General features: G+C 66.6%; 18 protein-coding genes. 9 read left to right on the forward strand and 9 right to left on the reverse strand.

Going from position 1 to position 19,343, the window contains the following annotated elements:
- Positions 1 to 402: 402 nt before the first annotated feature.
- Complete coding sequence (locus ACTF4R_RS18055; protein ID WP_440009371.1) at positions 403 to 1,173, forward strand: NosD domain-containing protein; 771 nt, start codon at positions 403 to 405, stop codon at positions 1,171 to 1,173.
- 37 nt (positions 1,174 to 1,210) lie between these two features.
- Here ACTF4R_RS18055 and ACTF4R_RS18060 read toward each other — a convergent pair whose 3' ends face one another.
- Both ACTF4R_RS18060 and ACTF4R_RS18065 read right to left on the reverse strand, forming a co-directional pair.
- Positions 1,211 to 2,434 carry a cellulase family glycosylhydrolase gene (locus ACTF4R_RS18060; RefSeq protein ID WP_440009373.1) on the reverse strand — a complete coding sequence of 408 codons (1,224 nt, stop codon included), beginning with the start codon at positions 2,432 to 2,434 and terminating at the stop codon, positions 1,211 to 1,213.
- A 201-nt stretch (positions 2,435 to 2,635) separates the two neighbouring features.
- Positions 2,636 to 3,613 (reverse strand): polysaccharide deacetylase family protein, encoded by a 978-nt coding sequence (locus ACTF4R_RS18065; RefSeq protein ID WP_440009375.1) that lies wholly within the window; start codon positions 3,611 to 3,613, stop codon positions 2,636 to 2,638.
- A gap of 707 nt (positions 3,614 to 4,320) precedes the next feature.
- Here ACTF4R_RS18065 and ACTF4R_RS18070 point away from each other — a divergent pair.
- On the forward strand, positions 4,321 to 5,265 hold the full coding sequence (locus ACTF4R_RS18070) for a glycosyltransferase (protein WP_440009377.1): 945 nt from the start codon (positions 4,321 to 4,323) through the stop codon (positions 5,263 to 5,265).
- Between the two features lie 100 nt (positions 5,266 to 5,365).
- Positions 5,366 to 5,629, forward strand: coding sequence for a hypothetical protein (locus ACTF4R_RS18075; RefSeq protein ID WP_440009379.1), 264 nt, complete (start codon positions 5,366 to 5,368; stop codon positions 5,627 to 5,629).
- A gap of 120 nt (positions 5,630 to 5,749) precedes the next feature.
- Here the strand turns inward: ACTF4R_RS18075 and ACTF4R_RS18080 are convergent, their stop codons facing one another.
- A complete protein-coding gene (locus ACTF4R_RS18080; protein WP_440009381.1) occupies positions 5,750 to 7,495 on the reverse strand; it encodes a cation:proton antiporter in 1,746 nt (581 codons plus the stop codon).
- A 177-nt stretch (positions 7,496 to 7,672) separates the two neighbouring features.
- Here ACTF4R_RS18080 and ACTF4R_RS18085 point away from each other — a divergent pair, with 177 nt between their 5' ends.
- Positions 7,673 to 8,137 carry a DUF6653 family protein gene (locus tag ACTF4R_RS18085; RefSeq protein WP_440009383.1) on the forward strand — a complete coding sequence of 155 codons (465 nt, stop codon included), beginning with the start codon at positions 7,673 to 7,675 and terminating at the stop codon, positions 8,135 to 8,137.
- An 83-nt stretch (positions 8,138 to 8,220) separates the two neighbouring features.
- Here ACTF4R_RS18085 and ACTF4R_RS18090 read toward each other — a convergent pair whose 3' ends face one another.
- Positions 8,221 to 8,760 carry a DUF1684 domain-containing protein gene (locus ACTF4R_RS18090; RefSeq protein ID WP_440009385.1) on the reverse strand — a complete coding sequence of 180 codons (540 nt, stop codon included), beginning with the start codon at positions 8,758 to 8,760 and terminating at the stop codon, positions 8,221 to 8,223.
- A gap of 98 nt (positions 8,761 to 8,858) precedes the next feature.
- On the opposite strand from ACTF4R_RS18090, the gene ACTF4R_RS18095 reads away from it, so the two are divergent.
- The 3 genes from ACTF4R_RS18095 (at position 8,859) to ACTF4R_RS18105 (ending at position 12,211) form a co-directional block, all read left to right on the forward strand.
- A complete protein-coding gene (locus tag ACTF4R_RS18095) occupies positions 8,859 to 10,208 on the forward strand; it encodes an FAD-dependent oxidoreductase (RefSeq protein WP_440009388.1) in 1,350 nt (449 codons plus the stop codon).
- A 259-nt stretch (positions 10,209 to 10,467) separates the two neighbouring features.
- Complete coding sequence (locus ACTF4R_RS18100; RefSeq protein ID WP_440009390.1) at positions 10,468 to 11,589, forward strand: MBL fold metallo-hydrolase; 1,122 nt, start codon at positions 10,468 to 10,470, stop codon at positions 11,587 to 11,589.
- A gap of 154 nt (positions 11,590 to 11,743) precedes the next feature.
- Positions 11,744 to 12,211: a DsrE family protein gene (locus tag ACTF4R_RS18105; RefSeq protein ID WP_440009393.1), complete on the forward strand. Its 468-nt coding sequence runs from the start codon at positions 11,744 to 11,746 to the stop codon at positions 12,209 to 12,211.
- Positions 12,212 to 12,269: 58 nt separating this feature from the next.
- On the opposite strand, the gene ACTF4R_RS18110 is transcribed toward ACTF4R_RS18105, so the two are convergent.
- A complete protein-coding gene (locus tag ACTF4R_RS18110; RefSeq protein ID WP_440009395.1) occupies positions 12,270 to 13,094 on the reverse strand; it encodes a sugar phosphate isomerase/epimerase family protein in 825 nt (274 codons plus the stop codon).
- 190 nt (positions 13,095 to 13,284) lie between these two features.
- Between ACTF4R_RS18110 and ACTF4R_RS18115 the strand changes: the two genes are divergently transcribed.
- A complete protein-coding gene (locus ACTF4R_RS18115) occupies positions 13,285 to 14,187 on the forward strand; it encodes a DUF6920 family protein (protein WP_440009398.1) in 903 nt (300 codons plus the stop codon).
- 173 nt (positions 14,188 to 14,360) lie between these two features.
- Positions 14,361 to 14,882, forward strand: coding sequence for a DUF7974 family protein (locus tag ACTF4R_RS18120; RefSeq protein WP_440009400.1), 522 nt, complete (start codon positions 14,361 to 14,363; stop codon positions 14,880 to 14,882).
- Here ACTF4R_RS18120 and ACTF4R_RS18125 read toward each other — a convergent pair.
- The 4 genes from ACTF4R_RS18125 to ACTF4R_RS18140 are packed head-to-tail and all read right to left on the reverse strand — an operon-like array spanning position 14,873 to position 19,281.
- Positions 14,873 to 16,171 carry an ABC transporter ATP-binding protein gene (locus tag ACTF4R_RS18125; protein WP_440009402.1) on the reverse strand — a complete coding sequence of 433 codons (1,299 nt, stop codon included), beginning with the start codon at positions 16,169 to 16,171 and terminating at the stop codon, positions 14,873 to 14,875. The genes ACTF4R_RS18120 and ACTF4R_RS18125 overlap by 10 nt on opposite strands.
- Positions 16,168 to 17,283 carry an ABC transporter ATP-binding protein gene (locus ACTF4R_RS18130; protein ID WP_440009404.1) on the reverse strand — a complete coding sequence of 372 codons (1,116 nt, stop codon included), beginning with the start codon at positions 17,281 to 17,283 and terminating at the stop codon, positions 16,168 to 16,170. The genes ACTF4R_RS18125 and ACTF4R_RS18130 overlap by 4 nt, the downstream gene beginning before the upstream one ends.
- Before the next feature lie 2 nt (positions 17,284 to 17,285).
- Positions 17,286 to 18,278 (reverse strand): ABC transporter permease, encoded by a 993-nt coding sequence (locus tag ACTF4R_RS18135; protein WP_440009407.1) that lies wholly within the window; start codon positions 18,276 to 18,278, stop codon positions 17,286 to 17,288.
- A 1-nt stretch (position 18,279) separates the two neighbouring features.
- On the reverse strand, positions 18,280 to 19,281 hold the full coding sequence (locus ACTF4R_RS18140; RefSeq protein ID WP_440009408.1) for an ABC transporter permease: 1,002 nt from the start codon (positions 19,279 to 19,281) through the stop codon (positions 18,280 to 18,282).
- Positions 19,282 to 19,343: the final 62 nt, after the last annotated feature.

Raw genomic sequence — 19,343 nt, forward strand, 5'->3', positions numbered from 1 at the left:
TTACAACGGTCGTCTCCTCAACGAAAACCATTGGTTCGGTAATAGTTCTATCCGTGCGAACGCTTCAATCAGCGGGGAGGTGGTTCGAACGCACGACGGGTCGGACGAAACGCAAAACCGCACTACGAGAGCGGACGGTGCCTCGACGAATCTGGCTTCGTCCCCATGGTAGGGGCCGCCTACGGTGCTACGCGCGGCCCGCGACGGGCCGCCGTAGTATCGAGAAGCGCGGAACGATGGGGTAGCGACGGCGGTGGCGTCGAGTCTGCGACGGCAGGCTCGAACGACTCGACGACCCGACACTCGTGGGTCACGGAGTGATTGACGCGACCGCAGCGTACGCCTCACCGCGGGAACGAAGTGTAGCTTTTTGACACCTGCCGTCGTAACGACTGATTCTCGATGGCGGCATCCGATGCAGCGGTCCGGCAACGATGGATGCTACTCGGAGCGTTCGTGCTGGGCGTCCTCGTTGCCGGCGGAATCGTAGCGATCGGCATCATCACGGACGACCCCGACGGAGCCGGTAGCACCTCGACCGACTCGTCACCGACGTTCACGAACATCACGCAGTGTACGACGATTACGGAACCCGGCCGGTACGCACTCAGGCGGAACGTCGGCGGCGCAACGGGACTCTCGGATAGCTGTATCGTGATTCGTTCGAGCAACGTCACGCTCGACGGATTCGGTCACACGGTCGGGGGCGGGGGCGTGACGAACTCCACCGGCATTCGAATCTCGCACCCGCAATCAGTGTCGAACGTCACCGTTCGGACGGTGACGCTGACCGAGTGGAATCGGGGGTTGCTCGTTCGCAACGCGTCTCGGGTCACGATTCGACGGATGAACGTGTCGCACAACGCCGAGGGAATAGCGTTCTGGAACGCGACCCGAAGTTCCGTCAGGAAGTCCGGCTTCCAGCGCAACATAATCGCCATCACAGTCGACGACGCGAGCAGTCGGATCACGACCGGGAACAACTACTTCGACGAGAACTACGGCGCTGCCATCATGCGGAACAGTAGTCGGGAGCAGCTACAGCGAAGCGGGGCGGGGCAGAACGAGACGAGAGCGCCGGGAGTTCGTCTTACTACCCGACCAGCCGAAACGACGTCGGTCGAACATCGCGGGTCTCGGTTCCGGGGCCGCAGCCGTGACATCCCATCGTGACGACTGTCAGCCCCGACTCCACGCTGCCGTCGCAGCCTCACCGGGGGTACTCCGTCCCCGGCAACTCGACGTCACGTCGGCCGGGCTTGATCTTCGCGGCCCACTCCGGGAACTCGCGTCGCTCGCGTCCCTCGAACGTCGGGTCGCCGGACATGGCCTTGATGGCGCTGGCGTCGTCCTTGCTCCAGACCGCCCCGTCCTCGTGGAAGAGGCCGTTGATGACGCCCATCCGCCGGAGGCGGACCGAGTACGCCGGTTTGACCATCAGCGACCAGAAGAAGTTGCCGATGCCCGCGTCCGCGATTATCGGCGCCAGCGAGGAGTAGTCGGGGACCGCAGACTCCTCGTCCACGTTCGCGAAGAACCCCTCACCGGGGCGGATGCGCTGCCACTCCGACAGCCAGACGGGGGCGTCGACCTGGCTCGCGATACGGTTCGCCAGTCGGAGCGTCCGACGATACTGGGCGGGCGTCTGTGCGAAGTTGTAGTGGAACTGCAGGATGTCCATCCCCCAGTCGAGATAGCGGGTGTTGTTCGTGAGGCTCGTCGCCCCCACCGTCAGCGGCAGGTCGCCCCGGTAAGCCGTGAGCGTCTTCGCCATCTTCGCCATGAACTCGACGTCCTTCCGGTCCCACCCCGGTTCGTTGGTCAACTCGATGGCCAGCAGCCGCGAGTCGCTGCGATACCGCTGCATGAACCACCGGATGTACTCCCGCGGCTTCGTCCAGAGCCGCTCGTTTCGCATCGTCCGGGTCGCGGGCGAGAACGTGTGGACGCCCGTGAGCGGGTCGTCGTCGATCAGGTTCTCGTACGTCGGTTCGCGTCCGACGCTGTCGTGGAGGCCGAGGACCACGCGCATGTCGCGGTCGGCGGCGGCGTCAAGGAAGTGTTCGAGTCGGTCCTCGTGGCCCTCGGGGTCTTCGAGCCAGTATGCGTAACTCATCCACGTCCGGATGGCGTTGAGGTTCAGGCGGGCCGCGTACCCCAGGTCGCGCTCGATGACCGCGCGGTCGTAGTCCTTCCACATCTGGTACCGGTTGAACGCCCGCGCCGGAACGTAGATAGCACCGCGCAGGGCGACTGGCCCGTCGGCGTTCGGCAGGTTGGTCAGGATCTGGCTCCTCGCGTCGCCGGATTGCGTCCCGGACGTATCGTCCCGTTCGGCGTCGACGCTCTGAAGTGCGGTGTCGCTGGGCAGTCCCCCGACGACGGTGCCGACCCCCAGAGCCAGGAACTGCCGGCGAGAGGTGTGCTGGCTCATTCTCGAACGGACACGGCAGCCAGCTACTAAAGTGTTATCTCTGGTATACGTCTCGGCGTCGGGCGTGCTGGACGGACGGCCCGTAACTCGACGGTCGGACGGCACGGGGGCCGGCGGCGCAAACGCTGGAAGAGCGAGCGTACGCCAGACCCCTCGGGGAGGGTCTCGTGGGGGACTCACGGGCCGGGCGAGCGTCAGTCTTCACGGTGTCTTCACGGACTGAACGACGAGGTCGTCGGACTGCCGGTCGGTCTCGCCGGTCCGGTCGCGGACGCGGTCGTTGAGCGCCACCATCGGCAGGACCTCGACCGCGCCGCGGTCACGCAGTTCGGCGAGCGTCCCGAGGAACGACCGGATGGGGGGCCACTGGGAATCGTTCGCCATGTCGTGGAGGTGACACCAGAGGTGCGTGTACGAGTCCTGCTCGGCCGCCGTCTCGACCGCTCGCGTCAGATAGCGCTCGTGGAGACGCTGGCGGAGTCGGCGGGGGACACAGCGGAACATCGCTAGCGGTGGTTCCGACCCCGAGGCCAGCGACGACGCGGTCAGCGTCGTAAACGGCGCGCAGTACGTCTCGACGACGCCGTCGACCAGACGCGGCGCTTTCGGCGGCGGCGGTTCGAACAGCAGGCGACGGAGTTTGTGAACCCGCTTCGGTTCGCGGTCGTAGCCGACCGTCCGAACGATCTCGATGCCGGCGTCGCGCAAGACGTCCCGCGGCGGTGGCGAGTGACGAGGCGGGACCAGCGAGACGGGTGCCGGTTCGCCCGCCGCACGGTGGGCGTCGGCCGCCCGCTGGAGGTCCCACGCGACCACGTCGGGGTCGACCTGCGAACAGAGGGTGTGAGAGTACGTGTGCGTGCAGAGCTCGTGGTCGACGTCGGTCCGCTTGATCCGCTCTATCATGTCAGGGGCGTAGAACGCCGGGTCGGGACCGTCCGGGACGCCGTCGAACCAGCCATCGGGATGGGGCGAGTCGTACGCCGGCCGCCGGTCCTGGAACAGGTGTCCGACCACGTCGAACGTGAACGGAACGTCGAGTTCGTCACAGCGGTCCAGAAGCCTGTCGAGCGCGACGTCCTCCTGGTCGCGGTCTTCGCTCACGCGGCCGTCGTGGTCGAGGTCGTGATAGCCCCATCCGAGTTCGATTTCGACGCTGAGCGTGACGACGCCCGTCATCCGAGCCTCTCACCGCCGTCGGTGACCGTATCGCAGCCGTCGTCGCGGTCGCTCGATCCAGAAAGGTCGCCCGTCGGTAGTAAAGCCGTCATGGTAACGAAAGCCACCCGCCACGACGCCGGGTTACGGCTTTGTTATGGTCGTGCTTCGGCGGGGTACACCGGGCGTATGCGAGAGCGTGTGGCGTCAGAGGGCCGTAGTAGGGACGCCCTGACCGCGTTCGTCCGTCGAGAGAGGAAACGCCGGTGCGGTCTCGCGGGACCGGATTGGTCATCAGCGAGCGGTACGAGGGACTGCACCGAACGCCTCGCAACCGCGTCGGTGGGCCGTCGCTCTCGGCACGTCGAACGAGTCTCCTCCGCGGAGGTACCACAGGTAGTTTCGAACGCGGTCGGTTCCGACCGCTCGACCTGCCGGTCCGGACGTGGGTATGGACGACACCGACCGGGGAGGGGCCGTTCGAGTCCGACCCGGTTCGCGGACGGACAGTCCCCCGTAGCTACGAACTGCCGGTGGAGAGGAAGTATCGGCCGTGGCTAACGCACCATAATCGTCTATCTCTGTCGTCGGACTAAATTCACCGCACCTCTCCTAACGACGATAACTACCGATAAGTTACATATAACAAAACTCGGTGAGCGCGACACTCCGACCGTGCAGAAACCAGCGTTCAGGCGTGCGGTACCACGGAGGAGGTGACAGGCCCGATGAGAGCCCTGCAGCTCGTCGCGAGTGCAAACGACGCGTTCTACCGCAAGCAGATAGAGGCGCTCGAAGCGAACGACACCGCTTGTACGACGATAACGCCGCCGGGGGAACACGTCCGCGAAGAAGTGGCGGGGAACAGGTCCGTGGTGGATTATCTCCGGTTCTATCCGCGGGTGCGAGCGCACGTGCCCGACTCCTACGACCTCGTCCACGCTAACTACGGGTTGACGGCGCCGTTCGCGCTCGCACAGACACACTTGCCGGTGGTGCTCTCGCTCTGGGGGACGGACCTGTTCGGAAAGTACGGCTGGGTGAGCAAGCTCTGTTCCCGCTGGTGCGACGCGGTCGTCGTCATGTCGCAGGCGATGGCACGCGAACTCGACCAGGACTGCTACGTCGTGCCCCACGGCGTCGACACCGACCAGTTCCGTCCGATGCCACAGGAGGAGGCGCAAGCCGCGGTACGCTGGGACCCCGCGAACAGACACGTCCTCTACCCGTACCCACCGCATCGCGAGGTGAAGAACTATCCGCGCGCCGAGCGGGTCGTCGCCGCTGCACGGGAGTATCTCGACGCCGACGTACCGATAGAGATCCAGACCGTCTTCGACGTTCCACACGAGCGCATGCCGCTGTACATGAACGCGGCGGACGTCCTCCTCGTGACGTCGCGCTGGGAGGGCTCGCCGAACGCGGTCAAGGAGGCGCTCGCCTGCAATCTTCCGGTGGTCGCGACGGACGTCGGTGACGTTCGCGAACGACTGTCGGGCGTCTCCCCCTCGTACGTCTGTCAGTCCGATGCCGAACTGGTGACCGGCCTCGTCGATGTCCTCTCCGCTCCGCGCCCGTCGAACGGTCGGACGGCCGCGAAAGAGGTGAGCCTCTCTCGGATGGGCGACCGTCTCCAGCACGTCTACGAGACGGTGCTCGACACCGGAGGGTGAGTCGTTCGACGACGCTCGGAGCGGAGAACGTTCAATCCCTTTATGAACATCAAGTATAGATTCATATGGTATTATACTGTACGTCGAACCGGTGGTAACGATGGGAGAGAGTGGTGCTTTGACGGATGGGGCGTTGGACCCCGTGAGCTGGTATCAAACGCGGGTCGGGGAGACGCTGCTCTCGCTGGCCGGACTGTTCCTCGTACTGTCGGCGTACACCGTACTGCGAATAGAGGACGCTCCGTGGTACGTCCAGCACTCCGCACTCGCGGCCGGCGTCGTCGGCCTCGGAATGCTGCTGACCTTTTCGAAGCGAGCGGCGATGAAAGCGGCGTGCCGACCGTTCGGCGAGGGCCGACTGTAACGAGAACACCCTCCGCCGGACGCGCCTCGGAGACCGCGAACTCGCGAACCCACAGCCCCGTCAGGAACCAGTTCGACCCGACGTGGTGAACGACAGCAAGACCGTTCGGAGCCGGGCGTTTCACGAATCCGGGTCACCTCGCCGGTCGTCGTCTACTGACGAGTCCGCCGAGTGCTCGTCGTCGGCCTCGAGCTCGGGGGGCACCGGCACCCGTCCCCTTTCGCCGTCCAGGGAATCGGCATCGAGCGCGCGCTGGTCGTCGGCGACGCGTTCGAGTCTCCGTTCCGTCTCTTCGAGGAGACGGTTGCCGACGTCGGTGCTGACGATTCCCCGTTCCATCGCCGTCTTGATGCCGAGAATCTCGCGACGAGTGATCTGGCTCTCCGCGGCGAGCGCCTCTCGCTCGCGCAGATGAGGATGTTCGTCGAGCAGGTCAGCGACGTCGTCTTCCAGCCGCCGCTTCCGGTCCGCGTACCGGCTGACGATACTCTCGTAGAACTCGGTGGGTATGTCGTCCCGTTCGTGAAGCTCCCGGGCGCCCGCGAGTGCGGCGTCGACGCCGTGGAGGCGCCCCATCAGCAGTTCGTAGCGCCGTTCCGCCGCGGACGTCCTGACGATACCGAGGTGCTCGATGAGTCTCGCCACGGTGAGTCCGTTGACGACCAGCGTGATAGCCGCGACGCCGAAGACGAGCGCGGCGAGTTCCTCTCGCAGTCCAGCGGGAAGGCGCTCCGGAAGCCCGAGGACGAGAGCGATGGGGACGGAGGCGTGGATGCCGCTCCAGACGATGGTGTGTTGGTACGACCGCGGAACCGGGTCCGCCAGCCGCCTGTTCGTCAACTCGATCAGCGGGTACACGACGACGGCCCGCGCGAGGAAGACGAGAACCATGGCGACCAGAATCTCCCCGGCGTACTGCGCGAGCAGGTCGAGCGGGATGGCGACCCCGATGGCGACGAAGATGACGGTGTTCGCGATGAACGCCGCGCTCGCCCAGACCGTCCCGAGCGTCAGCCGCGTTCGTGCGCTCACCTCGTCACCGGGGCCGTGAGTCCCGACGACGAGTCCCGCGCCGAGCGTCGCGATGACGCCGCTGACGCCGAGGTGCTCCGCGAGCAGGTACACTCCGTAGGCGAGCACGACGGTGAACACGATACCGGTCATCGGGTCGTCGACGAGAACGAGGAGACGATACGCGACGTAGCCGGCGACCCCGCCGACGAGGGTTCCGCCGACGATAGCGAACACGATGCCGAACCCGACGTCCCTGACGAGAAGGTCGGACGTGACCACCTCGCTGGCGGCGACTCCTTCGGCCTGGGCCTCGAGCAGCACGGACAGGACGACCGAGTAGAGCACGATGGCGACGCCGTCGTTCAGGATGCTCTCACCTTCGACGAGGACCGAGAGGCGTTCCGGTGCGCCGAGTTCGTCGAACAGGGCGACGACCGAAACCGGGTCGGTCGGCATCGCCATCGCTCCGAGGAGGAGGGCCGCGGCGACGGAGAGTCCGAACACCGACGCACCGACGACGCCGACGACGCCGACCGAGAGAACGAGACCGACCACCGCCAGCACCAGGATTGGACCGACGTTCTCGCGCAACCGTTCGGTGTCGATGTTCATCGCGCTCTGGAAGATCAACGTCGGGAGAACGACGAGCAGGATGAGTTCGCCCGAGAGCGGCGTCCTCAGCGGAAGGTCGAGGATGGACACCGTCAGTCCCGCGAGCACGAGACCAACGGTGTAGGGGATGCGAACGACTTTCGTCGTGAGCACGCCGACGCCCCCCGCGATGGCGAAGACGGCGAGAAGCGTGAGCAGCTGTGCCTCGATACCCGCCGTCGGTTGAAACCCCCCAACCATCGTACGACGTACGCGTCCGAGCCTCATTAACCACCGCCACCGGCCGGCGGGTCGGACGCCGGCGTTCGGACGACGCCGCGAACGAGGATTGACACGGCGGCCCTCCCGGGCCGGCGTCCGCCGCAGCGGCGGCGAAACGGCGGAACGAGTTATCGTCGGGGCGGTAGTAGCGGTGATATGGACACGGAACCGGACGCGCCGCTTCGCAGTCGGCTCGAAGACACGTTCTGGGAACGTCACTCGAATCCGAAGAGCGGCTGGTCGCGCCTGCTGGTCTCGCCGCTGTTGGTGTTCGCGCTCTATCGCCGGGACCGGCGGCTGGTCGCCCTGGCGGTGCTCGCGACCGTCGTCAATCCTGTCGCGTTCGGCCCGCCGGACCCGGACACGGATAGCTGGATGACGAGAGCGGTGCGCGCAGAGCGGTGGTGGATCGAAGCGGGCAACGGTTCGTTGGGACTCGGGTGGCCGAACGTCCTCAACACGGTGAACGTGCCCGCGTTCGCCTACGCGCTGGCCGCCGCGTACGCCCGAAAGCCCGTCCGTGCGGCGCTCGCGACGGCGCTCTCGATGGGGCTGAAACTCGGGTGGGTCGAACTCGTCGCCAGGCGTTACGACGCGGCACTCGACGCGGAGACCCGCTAGCGTTCTATCGACGTCGACACCGGAGAGCGAGGCTCGACTGGCGTCGAATCCGTTCTCGGCGTGCACTGCGAAGGTGGCGGTAGCTAGTGGTACGTCTTCTCGCCCGCCTCGATGGGGACGTCGAGCCAGTTCTCGGTCGGCGGAAGGGGACACTCGTACTGTTCCGAGTACGCACAGGTCGGGTTGTACGCCTCGTTGAGGTCGAGAATCCACGTCTCCTCGTCCGTCCGGTGGCTGGCGGCTTCCAGGTCGAGGTAGCGACCCGCCCCGTAGGTCTCCTCGCCGCTGGTCGCGTCGCGGAACGGAACCCACAGTCGGTCGTCGTCGGGGTCGCTCTTGTACGCCTGGAGCGCGACCGCCTCGCCGTCCACCTCGAACCGGAACTCGCCCCAGCGGAGATACTCCTGTTCGCCGCCGGTGCTGGTCCCGACCGTCACCGTCTCTCTGTCGTCGTGTTCGTCGAGCGACAGCTCGAACCGGTACGCCTCGTCGACGGGATAGTACGAGAGCCCGTCGAACGACTCGCGTTCGTCGGACGGAATCGGTGAGTGGGGATTCGAGCCGAAGTACTCGTCTTTCTCTTCGCGTCTGTGACGGATGCGGGATTGCCAATCAGAGCTCATGCTCGTAACTACGGGCCGGGCCATCTCCACGCTTTCGGCTGTTCCAGGGAGGTGCGAACTACCACCAGTCATTAGCGGTATCCCCACGTACGCCCAGTATGGTCGATGCGTTCGTCGTCGTCGGTGGTGACGCGGCCGGAATGAGCGCTGCCAGCAAGGCGAAGCGAGAGAATCCGGACCTGGACGTCGTCGCGTTCGAGAAGGGCGACTGGGTGTCGTACGCCGCGTGCGGCATGCCCTACTACGTGAAAGAGGAGGTCGAGTCGCTGGACGACCTCGTCCAGATAACCCCCGAAGAGTTCCAGACGGAACGGGACATCGACGTCCGGACGAACCACGAGGTCGTCGCGATAAATCCGGAGGAAGGGACCGTGACGGTGTCCGCGGACGGAGACCGGTTCGAGCAGCCCTACGACCACCTGATCGTCGGGACCGGTGCCAGCGCGATCGAACCGCCGTTCGAGGGGTTCGACCGCGACGGCGTGTTCACCATCCACGACATGGACGAAGCGGGTGCGATTCACGACTACGTCGGCGACGCCGCGCCGGAGACGGCAGCGATCGTCGGCGGCGGCTACGTGGGCATCGAGATGGCCGAGGCGCTCGCCGGACGCGGACTCGACGTCCACCTGTTCGAGATGCTGCCGCACGTCCTCCAGCCGTTCGGCGAGACGGTCGCCACCGCCGTCGAGGACCACCTCCGGGAGCAGGACGTCGACCTCCGTCTCGACACGCCCGTCGAGGGATTCGCCGGCGACGGCGCGGTCTCCGCCGTCGAGACGGCGGACGAGACGGTGCCGGCGGACATCGTCGTCGTCGGCGTGGGCGTCGCGCCGAACGTCGAACTCGCCGAACGGGCCGGCATCGAGATCGGCGAGACGGGCGCGATAGCCACCGACGAGTACGGGCGAACGAACTACGAGGACGTCTACGCGGCCGGAGACTGTGCGGAGACGACCAACGTCGTCACCGGCGAACCGGACCACGTCCCGCTGGCGCTGACCGCCAACCGCGCCGGCCGTGCGATCGGCCAGACGGTGACCGGAACGCCGACGGAGGTGGGCGAGACGGCCGGCACGGCGATCGTCAAGGCGTTCGACCTCGGCGCAGCACGGACGGGGATCCTCGACGAGGCGACGGCGCGCAACGCCGGGTTCGACCCGGTCTCGGTCGAGATCACGGCGTCGTCACGAGCACACTACTACCCCGGTGCCGAGGACCTCACCGTGACCCTCGTCGCCGACCGAGAGACGGAACGCGTCCTCGGCGGGAGCGTCGTGGGAAGAGAGGGCGTGAAACGCGTCGACACGGTCGCCACGGCGCTTCACGCCGACCTCACGGTCACCGAGCTACAGAACCTCGACCTCGCGTACGCCCCGCCGTTCAGTCCCACCTGGGACCCCGTCCTGACGGCGGCGAAGGTCCTGAACGGAAAGCTCGACGGGTGACGGTCGTGAGTTCGGCACCGGTCGACTCGCCTCCCGCTGGCGCGCCGACGCGACGGTGGACTGACCGCCGTGCTCTCGGTCGCGTTCGGCGGTGACGGTGAGGGCTGACGGGGAAATCATCGCGCTGTTATTCCAATTTCTCACTATACTCCTTCGTTGCCCATCTGAATCTCCACCTTTCCGACCGCTATCCAGTCTTTCCTCCACCCTCTCATCGGGCGAACCCTTTATACGTAGGGAGTGAGTAGTAGTGTACAGAATGAGCAATACCAAATTCGGATCGGCCGACATCGCTCCGAGCGAAGTAGCCGAACGACGCGACGACGACGACCTGTTCGTCCTCGACGTCCGCAACGAGGACGATTACGAGGAGTGGGCCATCGGCGGAAGCCACAACCTTCCCATCTACGACGAACTGCTCGACGGGGACTTCTCGGGCCTCGAAGCGGCGCTCGACGAGATTCCCGAGGACAAGGAGATCGCGGTCGTCTGCGTCGGCGGAATCACGTCGGACGACGCCGCCGGCTTCCTGAACGAGCGAGGGTACGACGCGCGTTCGATGACCGACGGGATGCGCGGCTGGGGGCGCGTCCATCAGACCTACGACGTCGACGAGCGCGGCGTCAGCCAGATAGTCCGTCCGGGCACCGGCTGCATCTCGTACCTCGTCTTCGACGACGGCGAGGCGCTCGTCGTCGACCCGAGCCAGTACGTCGAGCAGTACGGCGACATGGCCGACGAACGGGGCCTCGAAATCGTCGGGGCGGTCGACACGCACGCCCACGCCGACCACGTCAGCGGCGGGCGAGAGATCGCCGATCGGTTCGACGTGCCGTACTACCTTCACGAGGACGACTCCGGTTCGCTCGACGAGTACACGCCGCTCGAGGACGGGGAGACGATACCCGTCGGCGACCGCGAACTCGACGTCCTGCACACGCCCGGCCACACGCCCGGGAGCGCATCCTTCGAGTTCGGCGACGCGATTCTGTCGGGGGACACGCTCTTCCTCCGGAGCGTCGGACGTCCCGACCTCGAAGACGGTAGCGAGGACGCGATTCGGGAGGCGGCGGACGACCTCTTCGACAGCCTCCAGCGACTCGCCGACCTGCCCGACGACACCGTCGTCCTCCCCGGCCACTTCAGCGACGAGGAGATCCGTCCGCTCGCGACGACGCTCGAGCGTCTCGCCACCGACAACGAACTGTTCCAGTTGGTCGAAGAAGACGACGAGGAACTGTTCGTCGAGACCATCGTCGAGAGTCTCGCGGACACCCCCAACAACTACCAGCGGATCAAACACATCAACTGGGGCGACGAACCGCTCGACGACGACGCCGAGGACCTCGAACTCGGCCCGAACAACTGCGCCGCGAACTGACGGGCGTCGTCCCGGCCGGCGGTTCCTCCGCCGGGAACGCCCGTCGACTCCTGAGCGACGCATCCGGCCGACCCTGAAGGTGCGAGCGTGACAGCCTTTTGTTTTATTATTTTTTAAGAAACTTTTAGTACTGTCTGCTATGTAGAAATCCTGTATGGAACGACGAAGCTTCGTTTCGGCTGTCGGAACGGTCAGCGCCCTCCTGTTCGGGAGCGAATCGGTCGGTGCGACGCGCGACCGATGTACCGGCGACCCCCGGCCGTCGCCGCCCGCGAAGACGGTCGTCCACCTGTCGAGTGGCGAGACCAAGGCCCAGCGCCACGCGCTGCTCAACGCGAAGAACCTGCTCGAGGACGACACGGTCCCCGTGAAGGAACTCGTCTTCGTCGCGAACGGCAAGGGCGTCACGCTCTACACGCCGTCGACTGAAGACAACGAGTTCTACGACCTCGTCACGTCGCTGCAGGAGCGCGGCGTCGCCTTCCGCGCCTGCGGGAACGCGATGGAGGCGCTGGGACTGACGAAAGACGACCTTATCGACGGCGTCGAACCCGTCCCCTCCGCCGTCGGCGAACTCGCACGCCTCCAGGAGCTGGAGTACGGATACATCAAGGCGCCGTGACCCGGTCGATAGCGGGCAGACGCCCGTCGCCGTCCGCCGGGAGACGAGAGCAGGAGAGTCAGACGGCCGCCAGCAGTTCCTCGACGTGGTCCTTCCCGAGGGCGATGGTGTCGTAGTCCTCGGTCCCGACCTCCAGCGTCGCCGTGCCGGACCAGTCGGCGTCCGCGAGACCCGCGAACACCGTCGCGAAGTCGATGCGACCCATCCCGACGGGGAGATGCTCGTCGTCACCGCCGCGGGTGTCGACCAGGTGGAGGTGTCCGATCCGGTCGGCGTGCTCGCGGCAGAACCGCGCCATCTCGGTCTCGTCCATCCCGGCGAGCAGCGCGTGGCTGGTGTCGAACGTCATCGACGCGTCGGGGTACCGCTCCAGCAGTTCCGGGAACGCGGTGGCGTCGTAGTAACTGGAGACGACGTTCTCGACGCAGGGAACCAGCCCGCGTTCGCGAGCCGCGGGAATCAGCTCGTCGAGGCTCGCGTGGACGAACTCCCGGCGCTCGGACTCGGTCCAGCCGAGCTCCCAGGCGTCCGAGGAGGGATGAAACACGACCGTCTCCGCGCCCAGACCGGCCGCGAAGTCCATGCCGGCGGTGAACTCGGCGACGGCGCCGTCCCGGACGGGGGTGAACGGCGACCCGGGGTCGACGGTGAACGGGAGGTGAACGACGAGGCCGACTCCGGCGTCGGCGAGCGTCCCCCGCATCGCGTCACGTCGGTCGGCGATGCGCTCGCGGGCGTACCGGCCGTCGAGCAGTAGTTCCACGAACTCGAACCCGACGTCGGCGGCCCACTCGACGCTCCTCTCGAACGGCAGGTCGAGACCGAGGGTGAAACCGACGTCGAGGTCGACGTCCCCCCGGGCTTCGGTGTCGCTGCTCGTCATGGAGCCCGAACCTCGCGGCCCCCGATCATATCGGTTCCGATCGTGGCTCGTCCGACGCCGTTCCCGGTAGCCGTCGGCGCGGGGACCACGCCGTCCTTTCGTCCGGCCGGGACGGAGGTGGTTCGTAGCGGGCGAGAACCGACTACGGGGTATATCCGACGCGAGGGAGACGGAGTAGACGGGACTTACGATGGTATCGATTGACCTGCCAGACGCGGACGTCGGAGGGGAGGGAGTTCGAACGTCGGTCTCGCTGCGGGCGGTCCTCGGGGGACTCGTCGCGCTCCTGGCCGGCGTCCTCGTCGGCAAGCTCCGACTGGAGCGCTCCCGTGCCAGACTCGTCGAGGAACTGCTGGGAGCCGCCGACGCTCGCTCGGAGCGCGCGTTCACGAGGGACGACGTCGAGGGGCTACCGCCCCCCGTACGGCGGTACTTCGACACCGTGCTCGAAGAGGGCCAGCCGTACGTTCGGACGGTCCGGCTGGAGCAGCGCGGCCAGTTCCGGCTCGGCGACGCGGACGCGCCGTGGAGAACGCTCGAAGCGACCCAGCACTACACCGTCGACCCCCCGGGGTTCGTCTGGGACGCCACGGTAGCGATGGCGCCGCTCGTCCCGGTTCGCGTCGTCGACCAGTACAGGGACGGCGAGGGGTCGCTTCGCGCCCGACTTCTCTCGGCCGTCACGGTGGCCGAGGCCGAACCGTCCCCGGAGACGAACGCCGGAGAGCTGATGCGGTATCTCGCCGAGAGCGTCTGGTTCCCGACGGCCCTCTTGCCGACCGAGGGCGTCGAGTGGGAGCCCATCGACGAGCGGTCGGCGCGGGCGACGCTCGACCACGACGGAACCACGGTCTCGCTGGTCTTCCACTTCGACGACCGGAACACGGTCGAGCGCGTCGTCGCCGAGGACCGTTACCGGCGGGTCGACGATGGCTTCGAGCCGACCCGGTGGACGGGCTACTTCAGGAACTACCGGCACAGAAACGGGATGTTCGTCCCCGTCGACGCGGAGGTGGAGTGGAACCTGCCGGACGGGAACCTCCCCTACTGGCGCGCGAGGATAACGGCGCTCGACCACCGGCCGGTGGACTGACCCGGTCGACACCGGTCCTCGTGAGCGTCCGCTCTCGCGTTCGCGTTCGACTCCGCCCCGGAAGATTTGACTGGCACGGGACCGTGGTACCGGTGAACCATCGGACGGTGGGGACAGCCAGTGCGACGCGACGGACGACCGTCGCTCTCGCCCGAACGTTCCACTGAACACGCATGGACGACGCTGACGACGACCGTTTCGGGTTTCCGGGGCGCAACTACCTCGCGTCGGCGCTCGGGGCGCTCGTTCCGCAGTCGCTCGCGCGCCGGGCGGTTACCGTCAGCGTCGCGACCGACCACCGTCGCTATCGGCCGGGCGACACGGTCGCGATAGACATCGAGTTCCGCAACCGCCTGCCGGTGCCCGTCTCCGTCTCGACGCCCGGCCTCCGCCTGTGGGGGTGGTCGGTCGACGGCCTGCTCGAAGCGAGCGACGAACCCCGGTACCACCGGGCGACGTCCGCCGAGTTCGTCTTCCGACCCCGCGAGCGCAAGCGATTCCGCCGGACGTGGGACGCGCGGTTCGAGCGAGCGGGCGAGCAGGAGCGAGAGGACGCGGAGCCGGGCGAGCACGAGATCGCCGCCTTCGTGGCGACCGACGGCCGACGGCCGAGCGACGCGACGACCGTCGTCGTCGACCGTCGTGCGCCGGGGAGCGACGTCCGCCGTTCCGAGTCGGGAGAGCCTCACCGGTGAAGGTGACAGGCCGCGAAGTGGCGGCCGCCGTACTCCGACGGCACCTCGTAGTCGGGTTCTTCGCGGGCGCAGATGCTCCGCTCGGCGAACGACTCGTTCAGCAGTTCGCTCGCCGCCTCCCAGTCGCCGGCCAGCACGCGGTCGATAGCCTCGTCGACGATGCGTCCGGCGGCCCCCCGGGGTGTGACGTCGGCGAAGAACGTCTCGGTGATGTCCGTCTCGTCGACGTCGAACGACCGCCGGTCGACCGCCCGCACGAACCGTCGGACGTTCGCCCACTCCTCGTCGGCGAGGTCGTACTCGGGCGGCGCGATGAGCCGGGGACATCTGGTGCGGAACCGACACCCCGACGGCGGGTCGATGGGACTCGGCACGTCGCCTTCCAGTACGCCGCGCGTTCCGGTCTCGCGCGGGTCCGGAACCGGAATCGAGTCGAGCAGCGCCCGCGTGTACGGATGCTGTGGGTTCTCGAACAGTTCCTCCTTGTCGGCGAGTTCGACCAGCTGGCCGAGATACATCACGGCCACGCGGTCGGAGATGTGCCGGATGACGCTCAGGTCGTGCGCGATGAACAGGTAGGTCAGTCCGAACTCGCGCTGGAGGCGACGCATCGTGTTCAGCACCTGGGCCTGTATCGACACGTCGAGTGCCGACACCGGTTCGTCGCAGACGATGAAGTCGGGTTCGACCGACAGCGCCCGGGCCAGGTTGATGCGCTGGCGCTGGCCGCCGGAGAACTCGTGTGGGTAGCGGTTGTAGTGTTGCTGGTCGAGTCCGACCTTCTCGAGCAGTTCCCGGGCGTGGTCCTCGCGTCCCTCCTCGTCCAGCATCCCGTGGGCCTTCAGCGGTTCCTCGACGATTCGACCGACCTTCATCCGCGGGTCGAGACTCGACTGGGGGTCCTGGAATATCATCTGCATGTCGGCGCGCCGCGAGCGCAACCGTTCGCCATCCATCGACGCCACGTCCTCGCCCTTGAAGTACACGCTCCCGGCCGTCGGTTCGAGGAGCCTGAGAATCGTGCGGGCCAGCGTGGACTTGCCACAGCCGGACTCGCCGACCAGCCCGAGCGTCTCGCCACGCCGGATGTCGAAGCTCACGTCCTCCACAGCCCGTACGCTCTGTCGGTCGAACCGCACCGGGAAACCGTCCCCGTCGCCGTCGACCGTCAGCCCCGCGAGCATGCCCTGCTGGTTCGAGAAGTGCTTCGTCAGGCCGTCGACCCGGACGAGCGGTTCCTCGCCGTCGTCCACTTCGCCCGTGGACGATGGCGTGGCGGCGTCGCTCATCGTCTCTCCCCCTCGGCGACGAGGTCGTCGTCGAATCGCCGACGCGTCTCGTTCTCGATCGGGTCGCTCTGCCAGTAGTCCACGTCGAAGGCGTCGTGTTTGATGCAGGCCGCACGGTGGGGTTCGTCCTCGTCGGTCACCGAACGGAGGTCGGGATGGACGCGCGTACACGCTTCGCGTGCGTCCGGACAGCGCGTGTGGAAGCGACACCCCGGCGGCGGGTCGATGGCCTCCGGCATCACGCCGCTGATGGGATTCAGCTCCTCTATCGTCTGGTCGGGCCGAGGAATCGAGTCGAGCAACGCCTCGGTGTAGGGGTGTTTCGTGTCGTAGAAGAGGTCGTCGACCGCCGCCTGTTCGACGACCTCGCCGAGATACATCACGTTCACCCGGTCGCAGATCTCGGCGACGACGCCCATGTCGTGGGTCACCCAGACGAAGCTCGTTCCGTACTTCGACTGGAGTTCGTCGACGAGTTCGATGATCTGTCCCTCGACGGTCACGTCGAGCGCGGTGGTCGGCTCGTCGGCGATGATGAGGCTCGGCTCGCACGACAGCGCCATCGCGATGAGGACTCGCTGGCGCATCCCGCCGCTGAACTGGTGGGGGTAGCTGTCGTACCGCTCCTCGGGTTCGGGGATGCCGACCTCGCGGAGCATCCGTATCGCCTCCGCTTTCGCCGCGCGTTCGTCCAGCCCCCGGTTGAGTTCGATCACCTCGCGGAGCTGACCGCCGACGGTGAACACCGGATTCAGGCTCTCCATCGGGTCCTGGAAGATGATGGCTATCTCGTTGCCTCGGATCTGCTGGCGCATCTCGCGGTTCGACAGCATCGCCTCCCGGGGGCGTAACTCGCCGTCCGGTCCCTCCTCGACGCCGAACAGGAGTTCGTCCCGGAACCGGACCTCGCCGCCGACGATTTCGCCGGGTGCCTCGATGAGGCGGAGGACGGAGGCGACCGCGACGCTCTTGCCCGCGCCGCTCTCGCCGACCAGTCCGACGATTTCGCCCTCCTCGACCGTGAACGACACTCCGTCGACCGCGCGGACGACGCCCCCCTCCGTGTAGAAGTGGGTGCTGAGGTCGTCGACTCGTAGCAGTGGTTCCGTCATGGTTAGTTCTTGATGCGTGGGTCCAGCGCGTCGCGGAGGCCGTCGCCGAGCAGGTTGAACCCCATCACGGTGACGAGGATGGCGATGCCCGGCCAGACGCTGAACCACGGGTCGGGAAGCATGAACCCGCGCGACTGGGACAGCATCTGGCCCCACGACGGCGTGGGCGGCTGGGCGCCGAACCCGAGGAACGAGAGACCGGCGACGATGAGGATGCTGATGCCGACCTGGAGCGTCGCCTGCACGAGCACCGGCGCGAAGCTGTTCGGAATGACGTGTCTGAGGATGATGTTGCGGTCGCGGACGCCCGCTGCGCGAGCGGCCTCGACGTAGTCTTCCTCGCGGACGCTGACGACGCGCGAACGGATGAGGCGGGCGAACACCGGAATCGTCGTAATGCCGACGCCTATCATCGCGAACGTGAGGTCGCGGCCGAACGCGGCCATGAACGCGATGACCAGCACGAGGAACGGGATGGCGTACAGCGTCTCGACCACGCGCATGAGCGCGTCGTCGATCCAGTCGCCGTAGTAGCCCGCGACCGCACCGACGAGCGTCCCGACGACCATGCCGATGACGGTCGAGATGATGCCCACCTGGATGGCGATGCGCGACCCGTACACCAGCCGAACCAGTATGTCGCGGCCGCGGTGGTCGGTGCCGAGCGGATGCGCCCACGACCCCGTCCCGTACACGTTCTCGATACCCACCGGCGGATAGAGCATCTTCGGATTCGCCGGGTCGTGGTTGGGATTGTACCAGACCGCCTCGGCGACCGCGTAGTCGAGGACCTGGGAGTCGACGAACGCGAACGCGGCCATCGCCGTCATGAAACCGATGATGTACAGTCCGATGCGGGCGGTCGTGTCCCGTTTGACCTGCCGGACGGTGTACCGCCATCCGACTCGCGATTCGACTTCCTCGCGCTCCTCGCCGAGTTCTCGCTCCGATTCGCGCGTGACGAAATCGTCCGACTGGGTTTCGCCTGTTGCCATGTCAATCCGCCTCGTCGTAGGACACTCGCGGGTCGACGTACGCGTACGAGAGGTCGGTCAGGACGACCCCGACGACGAACGTCAGTCCGAACACGAACGTCGTCCCCATCACGAGCTGGAAGTCCTGGTTGTTTATCGCGGTGATGATGAGCCGGCCCATGCCGTTGATGTTGAACACCGTCTCGGTCAGCACCGCTCCCCCGAGTATCGAGGTCAGCTGGAGGCCGACGACGGTGATGACCGGAAGCTGTGCGTTCCGGAACGCGTGCTTGGTGACGATCGTCCGCTCCGGGATGCCGTACGCGCGGGCCAGCCGAACGTAGTCCTGTCCGAGCACCTCGAGCATCGAGGAGCGCTCGATGCGCATGATCGCCGCCATCTGGAGCGTCCCCAGCGAGAGCGTCGGCAAGAGCAGGTGCTCTATCGAGGCGACGACCACGTCGAGTTGCGTCTGTGCGCCTTCCACCGAAGCGGGGGCCGCCCACGGCAGGACGAGTCCCGTGGCGGGAAGCACGTTGATGTGGTACGCGAAGACGATGATGAGCATCAGGCCGATCCAGAACGACGGCGTACTCACGCCGACGAGCGCGACGACGCGGGAGACGTGGTCGGTGGGCTGGTTCCGTCGCTTCGCGGAGATAATGCCGAGCGGAATGGCGGCCGCGATGGCGAACGCGTAACTCGACAGGAGCAACAGTATCGTCACCGGCGCTCGCTCCATGATCTTCTGCGAGACCGGCACGTTGTAGTAGAGGCTCCGTCCGAGGTCCCCGTGGAGGAGGACGTCCGCCAGGTAGTTGAAGTACCTGACGTACAGCGGCCGGTCCAGTCCGTACTTCGCGCGTATCTCCGCCGCCTGTTCGGCGCTCGGCGACGGCCCGAGCATGATGCTGACCGGGTCGCCGGGAATGGCGTCGGTCAACAGGAACGTGATCGTCACGATGCCGATGACGACCGGAATGGCCTGCAGGAATCGTCTGATCGCGTACCTCAGCAGACCCACGACCGGTCACCTCCGGCGTCGCTTCGTTCGGCTGTAATGGTTACCACGCTTTTTCGGAATGT

The sequence above is a fragment of the Halomicrococcus pelagicus genome (assembly GCF_051917725.1).
Taxonomy (GTDB): Archaea; Halobacteriota; Halobacteria; order Halobacteriales; family Haladaptataceae; genus Halomicrococcus.

Excerpts from the sequence above, each read along its gene's own strand:
- ACTF4R_RS18055 (WP_440009371.1), top strand. The coding sequence starts at position 403 with ATGGCGGCATCCGATGCAGCGGTCCGGCAACGATGGATGCTACTCGGA.
- ACTF4R_RS18060 (WP_440009373.1), bottom strand. The coding sequence starts at position 2,434 with ATGAGCCAGCACACCTCTCGCCGGCAGTTCCTGGCTCTGGGGGTCGGC.
- ACTF4R_RS18065 (WP_440009375.1), bottom strand. The coding sequence starts at position 3,613 with ATGACGGGCGTCGTCACGCTCAGCGTCGAAATCGAACTCGGATGGGGC.
- ACTF4R_RS18070 (WP_440009377.1), top strand. The coding sequence starts at position 4,321 with ATGAGAGCCCTGCAGCTCGTCGCGAGTGCAAACGACGCGTTCTACCGC.
- ACTF4R_RS18075 (WP_440009379.1), top strand. The coding sequence starts at position 5,366 with ATGGGAGAGAGTGGTGCTTTGACGGATGGGGCGTTGGACCCCGTGAGC.
- ACTF4R_RS18080 (WP_440009381.1), bottom strand. The coding sequence starts at position 7,495 with ATGGTTGGGGGGTTTCAACCGACGGCGGGTATCGAGGCACAGCTGCTC.
- ACTF4R_RS18085 (WP_440009383.1), top strand. The coding sequence starts at position 7,673 with ATGGACACGGAACCGGACGCGCCGCTTCGCAGTCGGCTCGAAGACACG.
- ACTF4R_RS18090 (WP_440009385.1), bottom strand. The coding sequence starts at position 8,760 with ATGAGCTCTGATTGGCAATCCCGCATCCGTCACAGACGCGAAGAGAAA.
- ACTF4R_RS18095 (WP_440009388.1), top strand. The coding sequence starts at position 8,859 with ATGGTCGATGCGTTCGTCGTCGTCGGTGGTGACGCGGCCGGAATGAGC.
- ACTF4R_RS18100 (WP_440009390.1), top strand. The coding sequence starts at position 10,468 with ATGAGCAATACCAAATTCGGATCGGCCGACATCGCTCCGAGCGAAGTA.
- ACTF4R_RS18105 (WP_440009393.1), top strand. The coding sequence starts at position 11,744 with ATGGAACGACGAAGCTTCGTTTCGGCTGTCGGAACGGTCAGCGCCCTC.
- ACTF4R_RS18110 (WP_440009395.1), bottom strand. The coding sequence starts at position 13,094 with ATGACGAGCAGCGACACCGAAGCCCGGGGGGACGTCGACCTCGACGTC.
- ACTF4R_RS18115 (WP_440009398.1), top strand. The coding sequence starts at position 13,285 with ATGGTATCGATTGACCTGCCAGACGCGGACGTCGGAGGGGAGGGAGTT.
- ACTF4R_RS18120 (WP_440009400.1), top strand. The coding sequence starts at position 14,361 with ATGGACGACGCTGACGACGACCGTTTCGGGTTTCCGGGGCGCAACTAC.
- ACTF4R_RS18125 (WP_440009402.1), bottom strand. The coding sequence starts at position 16,171 with ATGAGCGACGCCGCCACGCCATCGTCCACGGGCGAAGTGGACGACGGC.
- ACTF4R_RS18130 (WP_440009404.1), bottom strand. The coding sequence starts at position 17,283 with ATGACGGAACCACTGCTACGAGTCGACGACCTCAGCACCCACTTCTAC.
- ACTF4R_RS18135 (WP_440009407.1), bottom strand. The coding sequence starts at position 18,278 with ATGGCAACAGGCGAAACCCAGTCGGACGATTTCGTCACGCGCGAATCG.